22 protein-coding genes and 1 tRNA gene are annotated in these 20442 nt (G+C 72.2%); 6 read left to right on the top strand and 17 right to left on the bottom strand.

Going from position 1 to position 20442, the window contains the following annotated elements:
• Positions 1–54 precede the first annotated feature (54 nt).
• Both ACIBG7_RS15040 and ACIBG7_RS15035 read right to left on the bottom strand, forming a co-directional pair.
• The gene (locus tag ACIBG7_RS15040; protein ID WP_397336529.1) at positions 55–351 is read right to left on the bottom strand and encodes a hypothetical protein; all 297 of its coding nucleotides are present in this window, start codon (positions 349–351) and stop codon (positions 55–57) included.
• The gene (locus tag ACIBG7_RS15035; protein WP_397336528.1) at positions 351–536 is read right to left on the bottom strand and encodes a helix-turn-helix domain-containing protein; all 186 of its coding nucleotides are present in this window, start codon (positions 534–536) and stop codon (positions 351–353) included. Before ACIBG7_RS15035 ends, ACIBG7_RS15040 begins: the two co-directional genes overlap by 1 nt.
• A gap of 173 nt (positions 537–709) precedes the next feature.
• Here ACIBG7_RS15035 and ACIBG7_RS15030 point away from each other — a divergent pair, with 173 nt between their 5' ends.
• Together ACIBG7_RS15030 and ACIBG7_RS15025 are read left to right on the top strand one after the other, a co-directional pair.
• Positions 710–1183 carry a helix-turn-helix domain-containing protein gene (locus ACIBG7_RS15030; protein ID WP_397336527.1) on the top strand — a complete coding sequence of 158 codons (474 nt, stop codon included), beginning with the start codon at positions 710–712 and terminating at the stop codon, positions 1181–1183.
• A gap of 177 nt (positions 1184–1360) precedes the next feature.
• Positions 1361–1582: a hypothetical protein gene (locus ACIBG7_RS15025; protein ID WP_397336526.1), complete on the top strand. Its 222-nt coding sequence runs from the start codon at positions 1361–1363 to the stop codon at positions 1580–1582.
• A 129-nt stretch (positions 1583–1711) separates the two neighbouring features.
• On the opposite strand, the gene ACIBG7_RS15020 is transcribed toward ACIBG7_RS15025, so the two are convergent.
• Complete coding sequence (locus tag ACIBG7_RS15020; protein WP_397336525.1) at positions 1712–2695, bottom strand: tyrosine-type recombinase/integrase; 984 nt, start codon at positions 2693–2695, stop codon at positions 1712–1714.
• 248 nt (positions 2696–2943) lie between these two features.
• On the opposite strand from ACIBG7_RS15020, the gene ACIBG7_RS15015 reads away from it, so the two are divergent.
• Entirely contained in the window at positions 2944–4320 is a 1377-nt protein-coding gene (locus tag ACIBG7_RS15015) for a S1C family serine protease (protein WP_397336524.1), read from the top strand.
• Positions 4321–4388: 68 nt separating this feature from the next.
• Here the strand turns inward: ACIBG7_RS15015 and ACIBG7_RS15010 are convergent, their stop codons facing one another.
• The 5 genes from ACIBG7_RS15010 to ACIBG7_RS14990 all read right to left on the bottom strand — a co-directional run bounded on the left by ACIBG7_RS15010 (position 4389) and on the right by ACIBG7_RS14990 (position 7885).
• Positions 4389–5126: an ABC transporter permease gene (locus ACIBG7_RS15010; protein ID WP_357931195.1), complete on the bottom strand. Its 738-nt coding sequence runs from the start codon at positions 5124–5126 to the stop codon at positions 4389–4391.
• On the bottom strand, positions 5119–6000 hold the full coding sequence (locus ACIBG7_RS15005; protein ID WP_357931192.1) for an ABC transporter ATP-binding protein: 882 nt from the start codon (positions 5998–6000) through the stop codon (positions 5119–5121). The genes ACIBG7_RS15010 and ACIBG7_RS15005 overlap by 8 nt, the downstream gene beginning before the upstream one ends.
• A 1-nt stretch (position 6001) precedes the next feature.
• On the bottom strand, positions 6002–6313 hold the full coding sequence (locus ACIBG7_RS15000; RefSeq protein ID WP_357931190.1) for a transcriptional regulator: 312 nt from the start codon (positions 6311–6313) through the stop codon (positions 6002–6004).
• On the bottom strand, positions 6310–6927 hold the full coding sequence (locus ACIBG7_RS14995; RefSeq protein WP_397336523.1) for a hypothetical protein: 618 nt from the start codon (positions 6925–6927) through the stop codon (positions 6310–6312). Before ACIBG7_RS14995 ends, ACIBG7_RS15000 begins: the two co-directional genes overlap by 4 nt.
• 73 nt (positions 6928–7000) lie before the next feature.
• Positions 7001–7885 carry a TIGR01777 family oxidoreductase gene (locus ACIBG7_RS14990; protein ID WP_397336522.1) on the bottom strand — a complete coding sequence of 295 codons (885 nt, stop codon included), beginning with the start codon at positions 7883–7885 and terminating at the stop codon, positions 7001–7003.
• 135 nt (positions 7886–8020) lie between these two features.
• Between ACIBG7_RS14990 and ACIBG7_RS14985 the strand changes: the two genes are divergently transcribed.
• Together ACIBG7_RS14985 and ACIBG7_RS14980 are read left to right on the top strand one after the other, a co-directional pair.
• Positions 8021–8968 (top strand): DUF418 domain-containing protein, encoded by a 948-nt coding sequence (locus ACIBG7_RS14985; RefSeq protein WP_397336521.1) that lies wholly within the window; start codon positions 8021–8023, stop codon positions 8966–8968.
• Between the two features lie 42 nt (positions 8969–9010).
• Positions 9011–9400, top strand: a complete 390-nt coding sequence (locus ACIBG7_RS14980; protein ID WP_357931182.1) for a nuclear transport factor 2 family protein — start codon at positions 9011–9013, stop codon at positions 9398–9400.
• 16 nt (positions 9401–9416) lie between these two features.
• Here the strand turns inward: ACIBG7_RS14980 and ACIBG7_RS14975 are convergent, their stop codons facing one another.
• The 7 genes from ACIBG7_RS14975 to ACIBG7_RS14945 all read right to left on the bottom strand — a co-directional run bounded on the left by ACIBG7_RS14975 (position 9417) and on the right by ACIBG7_RS14945 (position 18019).
• On the bottom strand, positions 9417–10265 hold the full coding sequence (locus ACIBG7_RS14975; protein ID WP_397336520.1) for a hypothetical protein: 849 nt from the start codon (positions 10263–10265) through the stop codon (positions 9417–9419).
• Between the two features lie 62 nt (positions 10266–10327).
• Positions 10328–11998: a TROVE domain-containing protein gene (locus ACIBG7_RS14970; protein ID WP_397336519.1), complete on the bottom strand. Its 1671-nt coding sequence runs from the start codon at positions 11996–11998 to the stop codon at positions 10328–10330.
• A gap of 130 nt (positions 11999–12128) precedes the next feature.
• Positions 12129–12203: transfer RNA gene (locus ACIBG7_RS14965), tRNA-OTHER, on the bottom strand.
• A 124-nt stretch (positions 12204–12327) separates the two neighbouring features.
• A complete protein-coding gene (gene cydC / locus ACIBG7_RS14960) occupies positions 12328–14271 on the bottom strand; it encodes a thiol reductant ABC exporter subunit CydC (RefSeq protein ID WP_397336518.1) in 1944 nt (647 codons plus the stop codon).
• Positions 14268–16091: a thiol reductant ABC exporter subunit CydD gene (cydD, locus tag ACIBG7_RS14955; protein ID WP_397336517.1), complete on the bottom strand. Its 1824-nt coding sequence runs from the start codon at positions 16089–16091 to the stop codon at positions 14268–14270. The genes cydC and cydD overlap by 4 nt, the downstream gene beginning before the upstream one ends.
• Positions 16092–16098: 7 nt before the next feature.
• Positions 16099–16851, bottom strand: coding sequence for a cytochrome d ubiquinol oxidase subunit II (locus ACIBG7_RS14950; protein ID WP_397336516.1), 753 nt, complete (start codon positions 16849–16851; stop codon positions 16099–16101).
• A gap of 37 nt (positions 16852–16888) precedes the next feature.
• On the bottom strand, positions 16889–18019 hold the full coding sequence (locus tag ACIBG7_RS14945; protein ID WP_397336515.1) for a cytochrome ubiquinol oxidase subunit I: 1131 nt from the start codon (positions 18017–18019) through the stop codon (positions 16889–16891).
• A gap of 57 nt (positions 18020–18076) precedes the next feature.
• Between ACIBG7_RS14945 and ACIBG7_RS14940 the strand changes: the two genes are divergently transcribed.
• Positions 18077–18406 (top strand): helix-turn-helix transcriptional regulator, encoded by a 330-nt coding sequence (locus ACIBG7_RS14940; protein WP_357931166.1) that lies wholly within the window; start codon positions 18077–18079, stop codon positions 18404–18406.
• Here ACIBG7_RS14940 and ACIBG7_RS14935 read toward each other — a convergent pair.
• Together ACIBG7_RS14935 and ACIBG7_RS14930 are read right to left on the bottom strand one after the other, a co-directional pair.
• Entirely contained in the window at positions 18403–19056 is a 654-nt protein-coding gene (locus tag ACIBG7_RS14935) for a permease prefix domain 1-containing protein (protein WP_397336514.1), read from the bottom strand. The genes ACIBG7_RS14940 and ACIBG7_RS14935 overlap by 4 nt on opposite strands.
• Before the next feature lie 65 nt (positions 19057–19121).
• Entirely contained in the window at positions 19122–20336 is a 1215-nt protein-coding gene (locus tag ACIBG7_RS14930) for a pentapeptide repeat-containing protein (RefSeq protein ID WP_397336513.1), read from the bottom strand.
• Positions 20337–20442 lie beyond the last annotated feature (106 nt).

Genomic DNA, 20442 nt, shown 5'->3' with positions numbered 1-20442 from the left:
TGCGGGTCTGCGAGGTCCGGCCCTGCACGGCTGGGCCTCGCCGTGGTTCAGGAGCTATGCGGAGCGGCGCAGCCCCTCGGGCTGCGGCTTCTGGCTACGGCGGCGGCGGGCGTCGGCCGCCTTCAGCGACATCCGGCGCATGTGGGCGCGGTAGTAGCTCTCGGCGGCGGCCTGGACGTCCTGCTCGCGCACGACGCCCTCGGCGCGCACCTTGGCGACCCAGTAGTCGATGTGCATGGGGGAGGCCCGACGAGCGGGCTCGGTGCGCTCGCTCCGGTTCGCGGTGCGCGCCCACGAGATGTCCGAGGCGATGGACATCTGGGCCGACTTGCGGCTGCTGTCGCTGGCCATCAGCTGGCCTCGGCGAGCGGGGCGCGGTGGGTGCGGCGGTAAGCGCGCACACTGTCGGCCGTGATGAAGACATGGTGGCCGCGCTTCTCGGCCTTCAAAACGCCGGCCTTGATGAGGCGGCGGACGGTCCAGCGGGAGCGTTCGATCTGCTCACAGGTCTGCTGGATGGTGAGGTACTTGGTCATGGTCTGGGGGACCTTCCGAATGTTGCACTCTGCGTTTCGTGCAACAAGACGCTACAACCATCAACGGCCTACGCGCAACAACGTTCACCAAGTCGCCACATTGACATGCCCTGTGGAGTGATTTGCGTCTGCCTGGGGTCCCGGAAATCCTCATGTGTGCTACAACTTGCAACATGGATGACAGCGGACTTCCCCCCGCGCGTCGCCTTTGGGAGCGCATCGAAGCTGAACGCAATTCGCGAGGCTGGACCACCCTTGAGCTGGAAGAACGCTCCGGAGTGGATCGCTCGACGGTGCACCGATGGCAGAGCGCCAAACGTGCACCCCTGGCGGATTCCGTCGTGCGGATCGCAGATGCCCTTGGGGTGCCGCGCAACGACCTGTTGCAACTCGCCGGTCATGCAGCACTGTCAGATGTCGAGCCGGTCGCGGCCCCCAGTATCGGTGACGTGGAGGGCGATGCTGAGACCGAGGCCCTACTCGCTCGTCTGCCTGAATCGCGGCGCCGCCGGCTGGAGGAGTTCCGGGAGTCTGAGCGGCGACGACTCCAGCGCATGGTGCAAGATGTGGCGCGTGAGGCCAGTGTGGCCAATGAACGATTTGCCGAGTTTGTCCGTCAAGAGGCGAATGATCCGGACTTATCGTGACATGCTAATCACTGAAAGTAGTTGAAAAACTACACCATGAGTTACTTTCATGATACTTAGGGGAAAATCTTCAACCACTGAGCGTTCCTGTGGTCTCCTGTGCCTGCCACAAGGTGCAACATCCCTGATATCGGGGATCAGCACAAACAGGTTCAAGCACGGCAAGGGGGCCCATCCATGCACAAGCTGCTGCCCGCCCTGACGATCCTCCTCTGGATCGCCAACGTCGCCGTCGTGGCCATCGAACATCTCGTATGGCCACAGATCGACGAGTACGACACGGGCCAGCGGCTCCTGCTCGGCATCACGATTACCATCACCATCGCCTGGCTGCTGCACAAGCGCGGCATCGAGTACAAGATCGGATATCGCCAAGGCCGGCAAGACCGCAGCAAGTAGTCCCACCGTCCACCCTCAACCCAGGCGGCCGGCCGCGCGTAGGTGACGATGCGCGCGACCCACCAGCCACCACCCTCCGCGACGAGAAAGCCCGGACCCTGCCGGTGAGGCTCCGGGCCATTCGCTTCTCTAGACCCGATCGCTGGGGGAGCAGCTCAGGTGCGCCGCCCGAGCGCGCTCGTTCGACAGCTCCTCCGTGTAGTGCCGAAGCATGCGATCCGACTTCCAGCCGAGATTCCGCCGGACGTTGTCGGGGTGCGCCCCAGCTTCGAGCTGCTCGTGCGCCGAGGTCCCCCGGAAGCGGTGCGGGTGAACGTTCTCGACGCCGGCGGCGGCGCCGCGGCGCTTCAGCATGTCCTGCACGCCGGCCTGGCGCAGGCGCGGGTGCTTGTACCCCCGGATGCCGAGCCACAGCCACGGCACATCAGCCCGGGCGTGCCGACTGCGAGCGCGCAGGTAGCGGTCGATCGCCTGGACGGTCTTGTGGCCAATCGGCACCCAGTGCTCGTCGCCGCCCTTGAGCGTGACGCGCAGCCGCCGCCCTCGCAGATCTACATCGTCACGGCGCAGGCCCACGAGCCCAGAGAGGCGCACGCCGTTGTCGAGCAGCACTCGGATGATCGCGGCATCGCGCAAGTCGGCGAAGTCCCTGCTGTTGCAGGTCGCCAGGAGTGCGCCGACCTCTTCGAGCGTGAGGTACTTGCGAGCCTTGCTGGGCAGGTGCGGCCGGTCGTCCTTCAGGACCGGAGAGGCGAGCGTCCGGGCGCCGTCGGAGATGAGCCAGGTGAACCAGACGCCGAGGTAGGCGTGCGCGGAGGCCGAGGTGGGCAGGCCGGCTCGCTCGCGCTCGTGTACGAGGAACCCGCGGATCTGGTCTGGTCCCACGGAGTCGGCTTCGGCCGGCTGCCCGGTGTCGTTGAGGTAGGCGACGAAGCGGCGGGCGACGCGCACGTACATCTGGATGGTGGCCGTCGCCTTGTTGGCTGCGAGCAGCGCCAGCTCCCAGGAGTCGATCAGCGTCGTGAGCGGCGTGCTTTCCGGAACGGCGGCGGTGCGACGGCGGGGGCGAGTTGTCCGGCCGCCGTGCGGGAACTCGATGACGTTTTCGGTCACGTCCTGGGTCCTCTCTCGTCTCGTCGGCGTGGTGTGCGCGGAGGAGGGTGGACGACGATTAAACGAGCCCTCATCTGTATCCATGAGCGTGACCAAAGATTTCCGATGAAGCGCCGTTCTCCACCCACGTCCCGAGCAGGGCGGATAAGCCGTCCGTCAGCCGGACGGGCCCGGGACGATCACCGGCTTAAGCAGCTCTTACGCGGGTGTTGGCACTCTTGAGTCATCGGGACTTGAGGGAGTAGACAATGAACGCGAACGAGCCGCGCGAGCCGGGCAACGAGGACCGCACCGAACAACTGCCGGCGGCGGGTGGTGGCTGGACCCAGTTCGGCGCCACCCCGCCCGCGGCGGGCGGGTTCGGACGCACTGACAGCACCACCCCGGCCGGGCCCGCAGGTCCGCCCCCGGCCGGTCCCCCCCGGACGCCGGGGTTCGCCGCGCCGCCCGCGGCGGACACGCTGATCCAGCCGCGGCCCGGGGCGGCCTTCGGGCAGCAGCCGCCGTTCGGCGCCGACCAGCCCAAGCCGAAGCGCGCCGCCTTCAGCGCCGGCCAGAAGGCGATCGCCGGTCTGGCGCTGGCCGCCATGGCCCTCGGCGGCGGCGCGGCCGGGGCGGCGATCGCCACCAGCACGGTGACCGCCAACCGCCCGGCGGCCGAGAGCCCGGTGTTCAAGCAGGCCAGCACCTCCCTGACCGTCGCCGACGTGGCCCAGAAGGTGCAGCCGTCCGTGGTCACCATCGAGGGCCGCACCGGCTCCGGCTCGGGCGTGGTGCTCTCGGCCGACGGCCTGATCCTCACCAACAACCACGTCGTCCAGGGCGCGGGCGGCGACGGCATGACGGTCAAGTTCAGCGACGGCAAGACCGCCAAGGCCACCGTCGTCGGCACCGACCCCAGCACCGACATCGCGGTGATCAGGGCGGCGGACGTCTCCGGCCTGCAGCCGGCCGCCCTCGGCGACAGCGACAAGCTGCGGGTGGGCGACCCGGTGCTGGCGATCGGCAGCCCGCTCGGCCTCGACGGCTCGGTGAGCGCGGGCATCGTCAGCGCCAAGGACCGCACCTTCAGCGTCGGCGACGACGCGCCGCAGGAGCAGTTCCCGTGGGGCAACCCGCAGCAGTCCCAGCAGCAGAGCAGCCGGACGACCATCGCCGGGGCCATCCAGACCGACGCGGCCATCAACTCCGGCAACTCGGGCGGCGCGCTGGTCAACGCCGCGGGCCAGGTGATCGGCATCAACACCGCCATCGCCACCGCGGGCAGCAACGGCAACATCGGCGTCGGCTTCGCCGTACCGATCAACACCGCCAAGAAGGTCGCCGACGAGCTGATCACTTCGGGCAAGGTCAAGCACGCCTACCTCGGGGTCAGCGTCACCGACGCCACCGGGGACGTGCCCGGCGCGCTCATCCGCCAGGTCCTGAAGGACAGCCCCGCCGCGGAGGCCGGACTGCAGGAAGGGGACCTCATCACCAAAATCGGCGACAAGCCGGTCCAGGACGGCGATACGGTGGTAGGAGCGGTAAGAGGTTTCAAAGTCGGCGAGAAGGTCAAGATCACATATATGAGGGACGGCCAGAGCCACGACGTGGAGGTCACCCTCAAGGAGAAGACCCAGTAGAGAATTCCCCCTCGCTGAACGGGTGTGCCGTCGAGATCGCTGCGGACTCGGCGGCACACCCCCCCTTTTCAGCTGAAGCGGCGGCCCTCGTCGCGCCGGTAGGCCCAGGCGGCCAGCGCCCCCAGCACCACGGTCCAGACGCCGAGCATGATGATCGGCAGCCAGTCGACCGGGAAGTCGGTGGTCGCCGCCCAGATGAGCTGCACCGCCCCCCGGCTCGGCACGTACGGCGAGACCGCCGCGATGAAGGCCGGCATGTGCGTCGGATCGCCCATCAGCCCGCCGAGCACCGCGATCGGAAAGAACAGCACCTGTGCCACCCCGATCGCCGCCTTCGACGGCAGCAGGTACCCGACCGTCAGGCCCATCAGCACGAACGGCACCGTCGCCAGCAGCGCCGCCACCAGGCCGAGCAGCAACCGCAGCGGCGGCACGGAGGCGTCGGTGAGCGCGCCGGCGATGATCAGCACCGGCAGCATCGCCAGCAACGAGATCAACGCGTTCGCGATCAGCCGGGCGGCCAGCCGGGGCCCCGGACCGGCGGGCAGCGTGCGCAGGTAGGGGTCCCACGGCAGCTCGCGGTCGGAGGCCACGCCGATGCCCAGGCCCATCAGCGACATCGACATCAGCGTGAACAGCAGCATCGACCCGGTCGCCATGGTCGCCTGAAGCTGGCCGGAGACGTTCGGGACCACGAAGGCCAGCATCGCCGCCGACGGGAAGAACGCGCTGGCCACCAGGCCGATCGGGACGCGCAACTGCTCCAGGATCTGCACCCGGGTGTGCGCCATGACCAGGCTATACATGGCTCGCCTCCGTCGTGGTGATGGCCAGGAAGGCCTCTTCGAGCGAGGTCGGGGCGACCTCCAGGTCGCTGAACGGCGCGCCGCTGCGCACCAGGGCGGTGACGAGGGCGTCGGAGTCGCTGGTCACCAGGTGCACGCGGCCGTTCTGGTGCTCGACGTCGAGCACGCCCGGCAGCTCGGGCAGGGCCGGGGTGCGGAGTGAGACCTTCTTCACCCCGACGATGCCCCGGATCGCCTGGACGGTGTCGTCGGCCAGCACCCGGCCGCCGCCGATCACCACCACGCGTTCCGCCAGCGCCTCGATCTCCTCCAGGTAGTGGCTGGTCAGCAGCACGGTCCCGCCGGAGGCGTGGAAGGCGCGGATGCCGTCCCACAGCGCGCGGCGGGCCTCCACGTCGAGCCCGGTGGTGGGCTCGTCGAGGAAGACCAGGCGCGGATCGCCGACGAAGGCCAGGGCGACGCCGAGGCGCCTGCGCTGGCCGCCGGACAACGAGCCGACCTGCCTGCGGACCAGGCCGTCGAGGCCGAAGCGGCCCAGGAGCTCGTCCTTGGCGACGGCGGCGGGGTAGTGGCGGGCCACGAAGTCGACGATCTCGCCGACGCGCAGCGAGCTGGGCAGGCCGGTCTCCTGCGGGGTGACGCCGATGCCTCGCCGTACCCGGGGGTCGGCGGGGGAGCCGCCCAGGACCTCGACCGTGCCGCTGGTCGGGCGGCGCAGGCCCACCAGCAGGTTGATCAGCGTGGACTTGCCGGCGCCGTTGGGGCCGAGCAGGCCCACGAGTTCGCCCTGCCGTACCTCCAGGGAGACCCCGTCCAGGGCGAGCACGTCCCCGTAGCGCCTGGTCACCTCGACGGTCTTCACTAATGCCGTCATGTCAGTCCTTCCCCGTGTCGAGCAGCGCGCGCAGCGCCGCGTTGTACTCCTCGAAGGCGAGCCGCCCGCGCCTGCTCAGGCAGACGTAGGTGACCGGAGTACGGCCCTTGTGGGTCTTCTCGATCTCGACGTAGCCGGCTTCCTCCAGCTTGGTGAGGTGCACCGAGAGGTTGCCCGCGGTCATGCCCAGGACGTCCTTCAGGCTCGGGAAGGCGAGGTGGTCGCCGTCGGCGAGCTTGCTCAGCGTGACCATCACGCGCAGCCTGGCCTGTGCGTGGATCACCGGGTCGAGGTCCGGGAGCTGCGCCGTCATGGGCGGTGCCTGCCGAGGACCCCGATGGTGATGAACGCACCGCCCAGCAGGAGGGAGAAGAGCAGCCACGCGATGCCCGGGCCGGCGATGGCGCCCGCCGAGACGACGACCGCGGTCCAGGCGCCGAGGAAGAACATCCGCTGGTCGCCCCAGACCGCCGAGCCCGCCATGTAGAGCACCGCGACCAGCACCAGGGTGAGGCAGGTGTAGAACAGCCCGATCTCGGCCGGCGGCAGCAGCGGGCCGAAGCGGGAGGCGGCGGCCATCGCCGTGGGGTAGGAGATGCCCCACGCCATGCCGAACATCGCCGACTTCCGCGCCGACCTGCCCTTGACCCGCAGGCTCGACCGGGTCATGCCGTAGAACATCACCCCGAAGGCGAGCAACTGCAGGGCCAGCAGGACCGCCAGCGCCCACCCCCACGGGATCGGCAGGATCGGCGTCCCGTCCAGCCCGTAGGACAGGAAGAACAGGCCGTAACCGACCAGCCAGGAGACTCCCCAGGGGGTGTAGGTGAACAAGGGGTTCGGCACCAGCCGGTGAATGGTGGCGGCCTCTTGCTGGCGGATGAGGCTGAGGCTCTCCTCGGGCGTCATCCGGGCTTCGTCTTCCATTGTCGACCCTCCAAACTAGTTTGTATCTTAAACCAGCTTGCCGGGCCAACTCCACCCCTGAACGGGTCCGGATTTATCGGAGCAAGTCCTCCAGAGCCTCCGGCAGGCTCGGGTGCCGGAACTCGAACCCCGCCGCGGCCAGCCTCGCCGGCACGCACCGGCGGCCGGTCAACGCCAGCGCCGGGTCCGTCCGCAGCACCAGCGCCCCCAGCCTGACCAGGAACTCCGGCGTCGGCGGGCTGGCCGGCCGGCGCACCGCCCGGCGGAAGGCGGCCATCAGCTCGGCGTTGCGCACCGGCTCAGGGCTGGTCACGTGCAGCACGCCCGACAGCTCCGGGTCCTCGGCCGTCCGGCGGACCACCGCGAGGAAGTCGTCGATGTGCAGCCAGCTCACCCACTGCCGCCCGCTGCCCACCCGGCCGCCCAGCCCCCACCGGGCCAGCCCGGCCAGCCGGTTCAGCGCCGGGGTGTCGCGGTCGAACACCACAGCCGTGCGCAGCACCGCCTGCCGCCCGCACGGCGCCCCCTCGGCCGCCGCCTCCCACGCCCTGGCCACCCCCGCCATCTGCGGCGGGCCCGCGGCCGGCGGCGCCTCCTCGGTCAGGACGGCTTCGCCCGCGTCGCCGTAGATCGCCAGCGTGCTGAGCTGGATCCACACCGCCGGCGGAGCCTCGGCCGCCGCCTCGGCGAGCTTCCGCGTCGGCTCGACCCTGGAGCGGGTCAGCAGCTCGATGTTCGCCGGCGTCGGGCGGCGGTCCACGAGCTCGCCCGCCAGGTTCACCAGCACCGCGCCGCCCAGCTCCTCGGCCAGGCCGGCCCGGTCCCACCCGATCGTCCGGTACGGCCCGCGGCCGTCCGGCCGCCTGGACACCACGACCACCTCGTGGCCGCGCGCGGTGAGATCCTTCGACAGGCTTCGCCCCAGAGCGCCGGTGCCACCGGCGAGCACGAACTTCATGCTTCGAGTATCACGACGCAACCACCCCCACCCCCCACCGGCTCCCTCCCCGGCGCCGCTCTCCTCCTTGCGGCCGGTCAAGCCGTACTTTCGCCCGATCCGCGCCCCTGCCCGGCCTGTCTAACCTCGTCGCTCATGACCCGGATCGCCACCCTCGACGTGCTGCGCGGCTTCGCCCTCTGCGGGATCCTGCCGGCCAACCTCGTCCCGATCGCCCAGGTGCCCCCGCCGCCGGACGGCGTCGCGCTCAACCTCCTCGTGGACCAGCGCTTCTTCCCGATCTTCGCCTTCCTCTTCGGCGTCGGCTTCACCCTGTTCCTCGACGGCTCCGCGCGACGTCACCCGCGCCCGCGGCTGCTCCTGGTCCGGCGGCTGGCCGCGCTGGCGGTGCTCGGCGCGCTCCATCACCTCGGGCAGCCGGGCGAGGCGCTGCTGCCGTACGCGATCTGCGGGCTCGTCGTGCTCCTGCCCGCCTCCTACCTGCCCCGCGCCGTGGCCCTCGCCGCCGGCCTGGCCGCGACCGCGGCCTCGCTGGCCGTCACGCAGGGCGGGATCGGGCTGATACCTGGGATGTTCCTGCTCGGCCTGGCCGCCACCCGGTACGGCCTGCCGTACCGGCTCGACAGCCTGGGCCGGCCTCTGGCGGTGGCGTTCGCCCTCTTCCTGGCCGCGGCCGTGCCCGCCGTGGCGTGGCAATGGAGCGAGGTCGAGCTCACCGGCTTCAGCCTGTCGGGCGCGGTGGCCGGACTGCTGATGGCGGGCGCCTACGTGACCGGGCTGGCTCTCCTGATGCGCACCCGGCTCGCCCCCGGCCTGGAGGCGGTGTTCGCGCCGCTCGGACGGCTGGCGCTGACCAACTACCTGGGCGCCACGCTGCTCGTCCTCGGCGCCGCCCGCCTGGCCGGCCTCGCCACCTGGGGGCACGTCCTCGGCCTGGCCGCTCTGGTGCTGGCCGTGCAGTGGCTCTTCAGCGTGCTGTGGCTCAGATCCTTCCCGGCCGGGCCGCTCGAATGGTGCTGGCGCCGGGTCACCTGGTGGGGCCGCCCACTCCCGCACCGGCCGGCGAGCGAGGTGCGTGGCTAGTGTTCAATGCAGGTAGTCGACTAGGTGAGTAGGTGGAGTCCGGTGCATCCCTTCCGCGCGGCCGTCGAGGCCCGAGACGGCGCGGCCCTTGAGGCGTTGCTGGCCGAGGACGTGGTTTTCACCAGTCCCGTGGCCTTCAAGCCCTACCCCGGCAAGGCGATCACCGCCGCCATCCTGCGCGGGGTGCTGCGGGTGTTCGAGGACTTCGAGTACGTGCGCGAGATCGGTGACGGGGCCGACCACGCGCTGGTGTTCACCGCCACGGTCAACGGCAAGCGGATCCACGGGTGCGACTTCCTGCACGTCAACGAGGACGGCCTGATCGACGACCTCACCGTGATGGTGAGGCCGCTCTCCGGGGCGCAGGCTCTGGCGGAGGCGATGGGCGCCCAGTTCGACCGCATCCAGCAGGAAGCCCTCTCCTCGTCCTGAGGGGACGGGGTCGCGGCTAGCCGAAGGCCCGGCCGATGACCTCGGTGGCCAGCAGCTTGCTCCACGGCCGGACGAGCCCGCGCAGCTCGGTGCAGGCGTCCTCGCCCAGTGCCTCGTAGGGGCGGGCCGAGCGCCGATCGGTGAGGTCTTCGATCTCCTGGCGGACCCGGGCCCCTTCCGGGGTGAGGTGCGGCTCGCTCCCGGAAGCAGCCGGGCTCAGCAGGCCACGTGCCCGCAAGCCGTCCAGCGCCTTCGCCCACCGCTGGGCCGTCCACCCGCGGCTGAGGCGGAGCACCTCGGCCGGTGGCCCGCCGGCGGCCGCGTGCGTGACGAGCGACTCGATCCCGTTGAGGCCTGCCGCCAGGAGCGCGGCGAGGTGCGCGTCGCCGCGATACTCCCGCAGCAACGTCTGCGCCTGCCAGAGCACCAGGTGGGGCGCGTCCGCCCAGGGAAGCGCCGCATGCGCGGCGTACAGCGGCCGGGCCACGGAATCGTCCCCGATGGCCTCGGCCGCCTGCCGGGCGAGCGTCGCGGCGCGCGCCATCTCGGCCGAGGCCACCGCCTCGCCCAGGACCCGCCGCAAGGTGGCGTCGACCGCCTCGAGCCGCGCGGCGAGGAGCTGCTCGGGGCCGGCGATGCCCCACGCGGCGGGTATCGCCTGCCGTACGAGCTCGGGGTTGAAGTTCGCGAACGTCGCGACGACCACCTCGGCCGAGACCGCGCCCATGGCGGCGGACCTGGAGGCGAAGTAGCCCATCCGCCCGCTCAGCCCGAGGTCGCGATAGGCGGCCTCCGCCTCGGGGGAGAAGTAGATCATCCCGTGGTACGGCTCCAGCGTGCGCCAGGTCTTGCGTGCGAGCGTCATGGGGTGAAGATACCGACCAGTAGGTATGGTGTCCATGCCGGCAGGCACTCCAGCGCGCGGACTCACCGCTGCAGGAAGCCGCCCACGACCATCGGCAGCGACGCGTCCAGCCCGGCGAGGTTCAGCACGCCGTCGTCCTCAGGATCGGCGATCGTGAGGCCGTTGGCGGCCAGGGACGCCACCACGACCCGCGCGTGTCCGGCCAGCGTCTGGCGGTAGGCGGTCAGGGCCTGGGAGGCGTGCCTGTGCCCGGCCCAGGTCTCGCTGTCGGTGAAGACCACGATGCCGTCCACCTCCATCCGCTCCTGCTGGGCCCACGAGAACGGCAGGCTGAGGTCGGTGCCGCCGCCCGAGGGGGTCCAGGAGGCGATCTCGCGCAGGTTCGTGCGCGGCGTCACCCTGGAGGCGTGCACCTGGGTGTCCACCTCGATCACGTGGGCGTCGCCGCGCTCGATCCGGCTGAGCATGACCGCCATCGCGCACCCCACCTCGTACGGCGAGCCGATGGGCGAGCCGCCGGCGTGCAGGTTCGCCCAGGTCATGGACCCGGAGGAGTCCACGGCGATCAGCAGCCGCTTGCCGGACGGCGCGACCGCGCCGAAGGCGAGCTCGTAGGTCTCCTCCAAGGCGTCGCGGATCGCCGGGACCGGCTGCCACGTCTGGACGGTGGCCCGCGGGCTCGGCTGCGATCGGCCGGAGCCGTACACCCGCAGCGCGAGCCACGCGTCCATCGGGTGGATGCGCGCCTTGCTGATCGCGTCAGCGTCGGTGAGCCGCGACACCGCACGGGCAGTGGCGTCGGCCATCGGCGCGAGGGTGCCGATGCGGGTCATCCGGGCCAGGTTCCGGATCAGGGCGGTCATGCCGATCGTGTCGACCAGCGCCTCCCAGACCGCGGGCTCCTTCAGCATGGCGTCCGGGAGGAACTCCCACGGCACCCGCGCCTCGGTGACCACCCGGACCGTCTGCTCGACGGTGGTGACCGCCTTCGCGGTCAGGAACCGGTCGACGGCCGGGAGCTCGTCGCGGGCCTCGTCGTCGGAGACGTTCCCGGCGATCCAGCCGAACAGCGCCTTGCGCTGGGCGGTGTCGGCGACCGGGTGCGCGATGCGGAGCACGTCCCGCAGGTCGAACGCCTCGCCCTGCGGTGTCTTCCGCTGCCGGGCCTTGACCGCCTTGAACGCCACCGCGTCGGGCTCGCCCTGCAAGAACCAGGAGCCGAGCGCCGTGCGCAACGACCGGCCGGCGCGCGGTGCCGTACCGCCGCGCGGGCTGGGCTTGCCGCCGAGGTTCTTGTAGTAGCCGAAGAACTGGGCCAGGTGGTCGGTGGTCCGTGCCACCTTCGCGAGCACCGCCTTGGCCGCCTGCCGGGTGCCGGCGTCGCCCTGGGCGTAGGCCGCGGCGAGCGCGAACAGGGCGGGGCGCTGCTTCGGCGCGCGGGGCGGCCGGGCGGTGGAGACGGCGGTGACCAGCTCCACGACCCGCACGCCGTCCTCGCGGATGGCCTGGAACAGGGTGCCCGCGTTGTCGGCGGTCAGCCGGTCCTGGCCGAGGTAGTACGTGCCGCCGGCGGTGCCGAGGATGAGGAAGTCCTCGACCTGCTGCCACAGGTCCTTGGCGAAGACGTAGCCGCCCGCGTTGTCGCGCACCTGCTCGTGCTCGCGGCCGGGGATCGGCTGCGACTGCGGGGTGGCGCTCGCGGAGAGCGCGGCGAGAGGATCGGTGCGGGCCATCAGGTACACCTCCATACGTCACGGTCCGACCCGCCCGTGGCGGGTCTGGTCGTCAGTCCTGCCGGAGGCGCGGATGTGGGGATACCGACCGGTCGTGAGACGTGCTGGGCCGCTGCACCACACCACCCGAAGGTGGCGCCGGGATTCGAACCCGGGTCGTCGCTATTGGAGAGCGATAACCGATCGAGATTCGACCCGCGCCACCGGCAGGACTGACGAGCTTGGACCCACCGGGCCTCGCGCTCAGGGTCCGCGGAGGGGTTGATCAAGATTCACGGTAGCGCGGGATTCGACGGGTTAGCGACCGTTTATCACCGCGGGGGCCGGGGTCAGCGGCGGGTGAGGGCCTCCGACTCCCACAGGTCCCGGTAGTAGCCGTCCCGCGCGACCAGCTCCGCGTGCGTGCCGCGCTGCACGACCCGGCCCTGCTCCAGCACGACGATCTCGTCCACCTGCTCCAGGCCGGTCAGGCGGTGGGTCACCAGCAAGGTGGTCCGGCCGTGGGTGGCGTCGAGCAGGTCGGCCATCAGCTCGTCGGCGGTCTGCTCGTCGAGCGCCTCGGCGGGCTCGTCGAGCAGGAGCACCGGCGGGTCGTTGAGCAGGGCCCGGGCCAGGGCGAGGCGCTGGAGCTGGCCGCCGGAGACCGTACGGGCGTCCTCGCCCAGCTCGGCGTCCCAGCCGACGCGTTCGATCCAGCCGTCGAGCCTGGCCTTCCGGACCGCCTGCTCCAGCTCCTCGTCACCCGCTTCCGGGCCGGCGAGCAGGAGGTTGGCGCGGACGGTGGTCTGGAAGAGGTACGGGTCCTGGGTGAGGCCGGTCATCAGCTCGCGGACCCGGTCGGAGTCGAGCTCGCGGACGTCCACGCCGTTCACCCGGATCGTGCCCGATTCGGGCTCGACCAGCCGCATCAGTGCGGCGAGCAGGGTGCTCTTGCCCGCACCGCTCGGGCCCACCAGCGCGACCCGCTTGCCCGGGACCAGGGTGAGGGAGACGCCGTCGAGCGCTGCGGCGCCGGCTGGCTCCGCCCCCGGCGTGGGGGAGGCGGCGGTCCCGGCCGGCCGGGTGGCGGGGCGGGGGGCCGGGGCGTCCGGTACGGCGTGGCGGACGACGAGGTCGCGGACCTCGACGGTGAGCGGGCCGGTGGGCGGGGAAGCCGGCCGGGAGGGTTCGGTGACGGCGGGGCGGGCGGCGCTGACCTCGCGGAGGCGGCGAACCGCGGCGAGGATGCCGGCCAGCCGCTCGCCCGCGGCGGCCAGGGGCAGCACCGGCTCGAAGGCGACCAGAGACATCAGGGCGAGTACGGCGGTGCCCACCGAACCGACGCCGGAGCGCTGGGCGAGCAGGACGATGGCGGCCACGGTCAAGCCCTGGACGAGGACCCCGAAGCCCAGGGCGGCGGCGTGGACGCGGGCCTGGCGGCGTTCGAGATCGGCCAGGTGGGCGTCGGCGTCGAGGGCGGCCTGGAGGGCGCGGCCCGTGGCGCCGTAGGCGGCCAGGTCGGCGGCGCCGTGCACCACGTCGGCGGTACGGGCGGCCAGGCCGGCTCGGGCCGGGGCGATGCGGGCCGCCCAGCGGCGGGCCGCGCCTGCCGTACCGGCGGGGAGGGCCAGCCCGGCCAGGGCCAGGCCCGCGAGCAGGACCAGCGCGGCGGCGGGGAGGATCGTGAGGCCGATGGTGACGGCGGCCAGCGCGGTGATCAGCGCCGCGGCGGCCGGGAGGAGGCAGCGGACCAGCAGGTCCTGGACCGCCTCGGTGTCGTCGACCATCCGGCTCAGCAGGTCGGCTCCGCCGTGGCGGGGGGACTGCGGCGGGATGAGGGCTTCGTAGAGGCGCTCGCGGGTGGTGGCCTGGGCGCGCAGGGCCACGTCGTGGCCGGTCAGGCGTTCGGCGTAGCGGAAGACGCCCCGGCTGGTGGCGAAGGCGCGCACCGCGACGATGGCCACGCTCAGGGCGGCCAGCTCCGGCTGCTGGGCGGCTCGGGTGATCAGCCAGGCCGCGGCGGCGATCAGGCCGAGCCCGGCCAGCTCGGCCGCCGCCCCGGACAGCACCGCCCAGAGCAGGCGGACGCCCATGCGCGGACTCTCCGCGACGGCCCGGGTCGCGCCCTGGACGCCGGTGTCGGCGGGAGGAGCGGCGGGGCCCTCGCCGGCGGCGGGACCGGGGGTGGCCGCACCGGAAGCCGGTTCGGCGGGAGGGGTGCTGCCCTCGCCAGGGCTCGGCCTGGTGGGGGCGGGGGTGCCGTCGGGGTCGGGTGGGGTGGGCGGCCGGGTCACTGGGCGTTCCTCGTGGGCGTGGGCTGGGCGAGGGGGGCGGTGGTCCGGGTGGTGTCGGAGACGATGCGGCCTCGGTGGATGCGGATGACGCGGTCGGCGAGGTCGATCATGGCCGGGCGGTGGGCGACGATGATGGCGGTGCGATCGTGGGCGAGGTCGCCGGTGGCGGCGACGATCGCGGCCTCGCTCCGGCCGTCGAGGCGGGCGGTGGGCTCGTCGAGCAGCAGGATCGAGGTGTCCGGGCGGCAGAAGGCACGGGCCAGGGCGATGCGCTGGCGTTGCCCGGCCGACAGGTTGGCGGCGCGTTCGCCGACCAGGGTGTCGTAGCCGTGGGGGAGGGCCTCGATGAAGTCGCTCGCGTGGGCGTGGGCCGCGGCTTGCCGTACGGCGGGGAGCGGGGCCTCCGGGGCGCCCAGGCGGATGTTGTCGGCGACCGAGACGGTGAACAGGTGGGGGCGCTGGGGGACGTAGGCCGTGCGGGCCCGCCACTCGGTGAGGTCGAGGTCCTGGAGGTCGGTGCCGTCGACCAGGATCCGGCCGCTGGTGGGGGTGAGGAAGCCGAGGAGGAGGTTGAGCAGGGTGCTCTTGCCGCCGCCGCTCTCGCCGACCAGGGCCACGCGTTCGCCGGGGGAGATGGTGAGGGTGACGTCCGAGAGGGCGGGCTCGTCCTGGCCGGGGTAGGTGGCGGTGACGTGCTCCAGGCGGATCTCGGGCGGGGCCGGATCGGCGGCCGGTGCCTGCTCGGGACGAGCCCGGCCCAAGGCGGGTCGGCGGTCGTCGGCGGGCTCGCCCGGAGTGGGGCGACCGTCCTCGGGGGGCTCGCCGACAGCGGGGGTGCTCGGCTTGGGGAGCTCGGTGTCGAGTCGCGCGGGGTGGGTGTCAGGACGCGTGGGGTCGGTGTCGTCCAGGACGGCGAAGGCGGCGTCGGCGGCGGCGACGCCCTCCATGGAGGCGTGGAAGCGGGTGCCCATGACCCGCAACGGAAGGTAGGCCTCCGGAGCGAGGAGCAGCACCAGCAGCGCGGTGGTGAGGTCGAGGTTGCCGCCGAGCAGCCGCAGCCCCACGGGGACGGCGACGAGCGCCAGGGACAGGGAGGCGCAGAGCTCCAGCACCAGGGCGGAGAGGAAGGCGACCCGAAGGGTGCGCATGGTGGCGCTGCGGTGGGCGTCGGCGACGGAGCGGATGACGGTGGCCTGGTGACGGGCCCGGCCGAAGGCCCGCAGGGTGGGCAGGCCGCGGACGACGTCGAGGAAGTGGCCGCCGAGCCGCGACAACGCGTGGAACTGGCGCTCGGTGACCGTCTTGGTGTGCATGCCGACCAGCGCGCCGAAGATCGGGATGAGCGGCAGCGTGACCAGGACGATGACGGCACTCGCCAGGTCGGAGGTGAACAGCCGGATGAGGACCGCCAGCGGCACCACCGCGGCGACGGCGACGGCCGGGAGGTAGCCGGTCAGGTAGGGGTCGAGCCGGTCGAGCCCGCGGCCGACGAGGGTGAGGAGCTCGCCGGAGCGCCGGGAGGAGAGCCGCACCGGGCCGAGCCGCCCGAAGCGGTCGAGGAGGCGGCGGCGCAGCTCGGACTTGGCGCCGGTGGCCAGCCGCCCGCCGTACACGCCCTGGAACCAGCCGAGCAGGGCACGCAGGCCGACGACGAGGGCGAGCCCGAGCAGGACGGCGGCCGGGAAGCGGCCGGAGAGCACCCCGGCCAGCAGTTCGGCCTGGACCAGCACGAGCACTCCGGCGAGCACGGCGGAGCCGAGCACGACCAGCAGGTGCCCCCGCACCGTGGCCCGGAGCAGCCGCATGAGGTCCTTGTGCACGTCCCCCCTAGAAGAACGACGGTTGGCGGTCGGCGCGGCGGAAGGTGCGCCACACCCATACTTGCGCCCCGACCATGATCGGCGCGAACGGCACCACCATAAGACCGAGGGTGACCAGCGTCGACGACGGGGCCGAGTGGTTGAGAAGGTATCCTGCCCCACCGACGACCACGGCCAGCGCGGGCAGGGCGGCCAGCGCCCCGGTCGCCAGGAACATCCACAGGGTGACCGGCTTGACGGCCACCATGCCCGAGGCGGCCTCGGGCGTGCGCCAGGCCAGGAAGGTACGGCCGTGCAGGGTGAACAGCAGGACCAGGACGACGCCGATCGCCAGCCCCAGCAGGCCGGGTGAGCCGGTGACCAGCGCGCCCAGCACGAGCCCCCAGCCCAGCGTGAGCCCGAGCGAGCCGAGGCCGATCGCCAGGTCCCAGGCCGCCCGCCAGCCGTCCCCGGGCAGCCGCCGCCGGAACCACAGGCCGGCGTCGCGCAGCACCCAGCTCAGGAGCATGCCCACCACGATCGGGTAGAGCGCGAAGACGACCGAGGACTCGAGCTGCGGGTAGACGCCGAACATCGCTCCGGCCAGGGCGATGAGCCAGACCTCGTTGGCCAGCACGAAGGGGGCCATCGCGGCGACCATCTCGTCCCGTTGCCCGCGCGGCCGGCCCAGCAGGTGCATGCCGACGCCCAGATCGAAGCCCTCCAGGGCGAAATATCCCACCAGCAGCCCGCCGAAGACGACGAACCAGATGATGTCCATACCGTGTTCCACCTCCACCGATGTCACTGAGTGAGCGCTAGGCGCCGAGGGCCAGCTCGACCGGGCCCCGCCGGACGATGCGCACGATGATCACGTAGTCGATCACCGCCAAAAGCCCCAATATCCCGACAAATCCCGCAAAAGAGCCGGTGATCATCCCAGGGGTGAGCCCGGGAGACATCGCGTCCTCCACGGTCAGCCGCTCCCAGATCAGCCAGGGCTGGCGGCCGATCTCCCGCGCCATCCACCCCAGGATCGAGATCACGAACGGCAGCGGCGTGAGCCCGATGAGCAGCGACTGCGCCCACCCCCACCGCGGCATCCGGCTCACCGCCGCCCCGAAGAACAGCAGCAGCGGGAACAGCACCATCTCGCCGAGCAGGATCATGAACCCGAGCCCGATCCCCGCCCCCGCGTTCCCCTCGAACTTGCCCGGCTGGATCAGCCCGAACTGCGCGTGCCCCGAGGCCACCGCGACGAAGATGCCCACCGCGGCCGTCACCACCCCGATCCGCAGCGACCGGGTGAACAGCTCCACCTCGGCGGTACGGCGCCGCAACTGGTAGGAGCTGGCCGCCGCCACCACCATCCCGCCGGTGAGCAGCGCCGCCCCGATGACGTGCGGCAGCGCCCCGACCAGGGCCGGATTGCTCACCAGTGCCCCGAAGTCGGCCAGTTCCAGCCGCCCGCCCCGCTCGACCGCCCCCACCGGGTTCTGCAGGAACGAATTGGCGATCATGATGAAGAACGCGCTCGCGTAGGCCGTGAGCACGACCATCCAGATGCACGCCACGTGCAGCCACTTGGGCAGCCGCCGCCAGCCGAAGATCCACAACCCGAGGAACGTGGACTCCAGGAAGAAGGCGACGAGCGTCTCCATGGCCAGCGGCGCCCCGAAGACGTCGCCCGCGTAGTGGGACAACCCGCTCCAGGAGAGCCCGAACTGGAACTCCATCACCAGCCCGGTGACGATGCCGAGCGCGTAGTTGACCACGTAGATCTGGCCCCAGAAGCGGGTCATCCCCTCGAAGACCGGCCGGCCGGAGCGGGCCCAGCGGGTGTTCATGATCGCGACGAGCGGGGCCAGGCCGAGGGTGAGGACGACGAAGAGGAAGTGCAGGCTGCCGGTGACCGCGAACTGCAGGCGGGCCAGATCGAGCACGTCCATGGCGGAACTCCCTTATTGAGTCTGTCTACATATAGAGAGTCTACATACAATGAGGGAGTGAACTCAGACGCGCTCCGCGGCCACATGGACGCCCTGATCCTCGCGGTCCTGGAGGATGCGCCCCTGCACGGCTACGCGATCATCGAGGCGCTCCAGGAGCGCAGCGGCGGCACGCTCAACGTGCCGACCGGCACCGTCTACCCCGCGCTCCGGCGGCTGGAGCGCACCGGGTTCCTGGCCAGCGAGTGGGCCACCGTCGGGGGGCGCAAGCGGCGCACCTACCGCCTCACCGCCTCGGGCGCCGGCCACCTGGCCGGGGAACGCACGGCCTGGGGCGAGTTCGTCCGCACCATCGGCGGCGTCCTCCAGCCCCGGACGGAGAGTTAGGACAACGCGGTCGCTCGCGTCACCCGCAGGCAGCGGGCCGCCCCGACGACCTGCGCCGCGGTGAACGCCAGGCTCGCCGCCGAGATCAGCATGCCGGGCGGGTACCCCCCGAACCCGGCCGGTCCACGCGAGCCGAACATCAGGCACAACGACAGCACGCCGGTGCACGCCAGCAGCGTCCAGGTGAAGATCCCCAGCCGGCGGGTGAGCCGCTGCGGAGGCCGGCGCCGCAGCAGGAGGATGGTCACCCCCGCGACCATCCCGGCGGCGAGCTGCAGGATGTCCAGGGCCCGGGCGACCGGGACGAACCACTCGGGCCGCTCGGTCCACTCCGCGACCGGGTAGGGGAAGACCTGCCACACCAGCGTCCAGCAGAGCGCGGTGGCCGGGACGCCGAGGAAGAGCAGCCACGCCTGCCGCCGCCCGGCGCAGGCGACGAGCTCCTCCTGGAAGCCGGGCGCGATCTCGCCCACCGGCCCGAACTCCTCCACCGCCAGCCGCTCGGCCTCGGCGCGGGCCAGACCCCCGGCCTCCAGGGCCTCGGCGGCGTCGCAGAGCCCGTCCCTGGCCTCGACGACGAGGTCGCGCTTGACCCTCGCGGGGCCGACGAGCGCGCGTTCGAGCTCGGCCACGTAGTCGTCGATGAGCACGACGCCCAGCGTAGACGCGCCGGGTGGGGCGCGGATCGGGGATGTCCCTGAGATGTCCCCAGAGCTCAGGGCGCCGGCGACCGCCACCAGCGCCGCCCGGCCTTGCGCGGCGGTTGCGTCCCGTCCAGGGCGACGCCGGAAGCCGTGTCCCGGTCGTCGATCGAGGCGCGGAGCGAGGCCTGCCCCTCCGTCGTGACCACGACCTCGACCGGTTTGCTCCACCCGCGCCAGCCGTACTCGTCGGCCAGGTGGCGACGGCGGGTGAACCAGCGCAGCGGCGGCCAGCCGAGGCTGAGCCGTACCCCGCGCGGGGTCAGCGGGAAGGAGCACTCGCGCACCCGCAGCCCGCCCGGGTGGGCCAGCCCGGCGAAGCGGCAGGTGGACAGGTCGAGCCCGGTCAGGCTCAGCTCGGGAGCCACCACCCGGCGCAGCGAGTCCAGCCCGGCCAGGCCCCGCCCGCTGAGCGCGGCCCGCCCGCGCAGGACCGCGCCCTCGAGGTCGGCCCGGGAGTCGGTCAGCCGCACGCGCACCGGCCCGTCCACGACGGCGTGCCGCAGGTCCACCCCGCCGCCGCGGACCGCGAGGTCCACCCCCGCGCCGGCCTGGGCGTGCGCGAACGACAACCGCCCGGTCACGGAGGCGTACACCGGCCCGAGCAGCCGCGCCCGCTCGAAGCAGGCCCCGCCCCGCAGCTTGCGCAGCGAGAGGGTGTGCCCGAACCGGGCCCCGCGCAGCGAGGCCGTCTCGCCCAGGACCGCCCCGTCGAAGCTGGTGTGCCCGTCGAAGTGGGCGCGCTCGGCCGACAGCCCGCGGGCGAAGACCGCCTCGCTGAACAACGCGTCGCGGGCGACGCCGGCCGCGTCGAGGCAGAGGTGGCCGAGCACCCGCGCGCCGTGGAAGGACAGCTCGCGGCCGAAGCCGGCGCCGACCAGCGAGACGTTGCCCAGGAATCGGCTGCCGTAGAAGCTGGCCAGCCGGTCGAAGCGAGCGCCGTTCAGCGACACGTCGCCGGCGAACTCCACCTCCGCCAGCCGCGCCTCGCCGGGGAAGCGGGCGTGGTCCAGGCGGGTCCGGCCGGGCCGGTGACGGACGGCGGCCAGCACGCGGGCCAGGAGGTCTGGATCGAGCCGGGTGCCCCGCAGGTCGAGCAGCCGGGCGGGGGCGAGGGCGGCCAGCTCGGCGTCGAGCCGGTCGGGCGGGAGGTGGAACAGGCAGAGACCGTACGGCGGGCGCGCGATCCCCGTGCAGGCAGCGGCGTGCGAGCAGGTGACCCAATCCATGCTGCAGTCATACCCGCCACGAGCTGCTGTCAAGGTTAGATGAATTAACGCTCTATCAACCGTTTTGTCGAAAATTGTGAGGTAAAACCGCCGTAAAGTGCAGCCC

The organism is Nonomuraea sp. NPDC050328, from assembly GCF_044459405.1.
Classification (GTDB): Bacteria; Actinomycetota; Actinomycetes; order Streptosporangiales; family Streptosporangiaceae; genus Nonomuraea.
The sequence above is the reverse complement of the archived record's forward strand: the minus strand, read 5'-3'. Positions and strand labels throughout refer to the sequence as shown.

Bases quoted from the DNA above. Each gene is read 5' to 3' on its own strand.
- ACIBG7_RS15040 (WP_397336529.1), bottom strand. From the start codon at position 351: ATGGCCAGCGACAGCAGCCGCAAGTCGGCCCAGATGTCCATCGCCTCG.
- ACIBG7_RS15035 (WP_397336528.1), bottom strand. From the start codon at position 536: ATGACCAAGTACCTCACCATCCAGCAGACCTGTGAGCAGATCGAACGC.
- ACIBG7_RS15030 (WP_397336527.1), top strand. From the start codon at position 710: ATGGATGACAGCGGACTTCCCCCCGCGCGTCGCCTTTGGGAGCGCATC.
- ACIBG7_RS15025 (WP_397336526.1), top strand. From the start codon at position 1,361: ATGCACAAGCTGCTGCCCGCCCTGACGATCCTCCTCTGGATCGCCAAC.
- ACIBG7_RS15015 (WP_397336524.1), top strand. From the start codon at position 2,944: ATGAACGCGAACGAGCCGCGCGAGCCGGGCAACGAGGACCGCACCGAA.
- ACIBG7_RS15010 (WP_357931195.1), bottom strand. From the start codon at position 5,126: ATGTATAGCCTGGTCATGGCGCACACCCGGGTGCAGATCCTGGAGCAG.
- ACIBG7_RS15005 (WP_357931192.1), bottom strand. From the start codon at position 6,000: ATGACGGCATTAGTGAAGACCGTCGAGGTGACCAGGCGCTACGGGGAC.
- ACIBG7_RS15000 (WP_357931190.1), bottom strand. From the start codon at position 6,313: ATGACGGCGCAGCTCCCGGACCTCGACCCGGTGATCCACGCACAGGCC.
- ACIBG7_RS14995 (WP_397336523.1), bottom strand. From the start codon at position 6,927: ATGGAAGACGAAGCCCGGATGACGCCCGAGGAGAGCCTCAGCCTCATC.
- ACIBG7_RS14990 (WP_397336522.1), bottom strand. From the start codon at position 7,885: ATGAAGTTCGTGCTCGCCGGTGGCACCGGCGCTCTGGGGCGAAGCCTG.
- ACIBG7_RS14985 (WP_397336521.1), top strand. From the start codon at position 8,021: ATGACCCGGATCGCCACCCTCGACGTGCTGCGCGGCTTCGCCCTCTGC.
- ACIBG7_RS14975 (WP_397336520.1), bottom strand. From the start codon at position 10,265: ATGACGCTCGCACGCAAGACCTGGCGCACGCTGGAGCCGTACCACGGG.
- ACIBG7_RS14970 (WP_397336519.1), bottom strand. From the start codon at position 11,998: ATGGCCCGCACCGATCCTCTCGCCGCGCTCTCCGCGAGCGCCACCCCG.
- ACIBG7_RS14950 (WP_397336516.1), bottom strand. From the start codon at position 16,851: ATGGACATCATCTGGTTCGTCGTCTTCGGCGGGCTGCTGGTGGGATAT.
- ACIBG7_RS14945 (WP_397336515.1), bottom strand. From the start codon at position 18,019: ATGGACGTGCTCGATCTGGCCCGCCTGCAGTTCGCGGTCACCGGCAGC.
- ACIBG7_RS14930 (WP_397336513.1), bottom strand. From the start codon at position 20,336: ATGGATTGGGTCACCTGCTCGCACGCCGCTGCCTGCACGGGGATCGCG.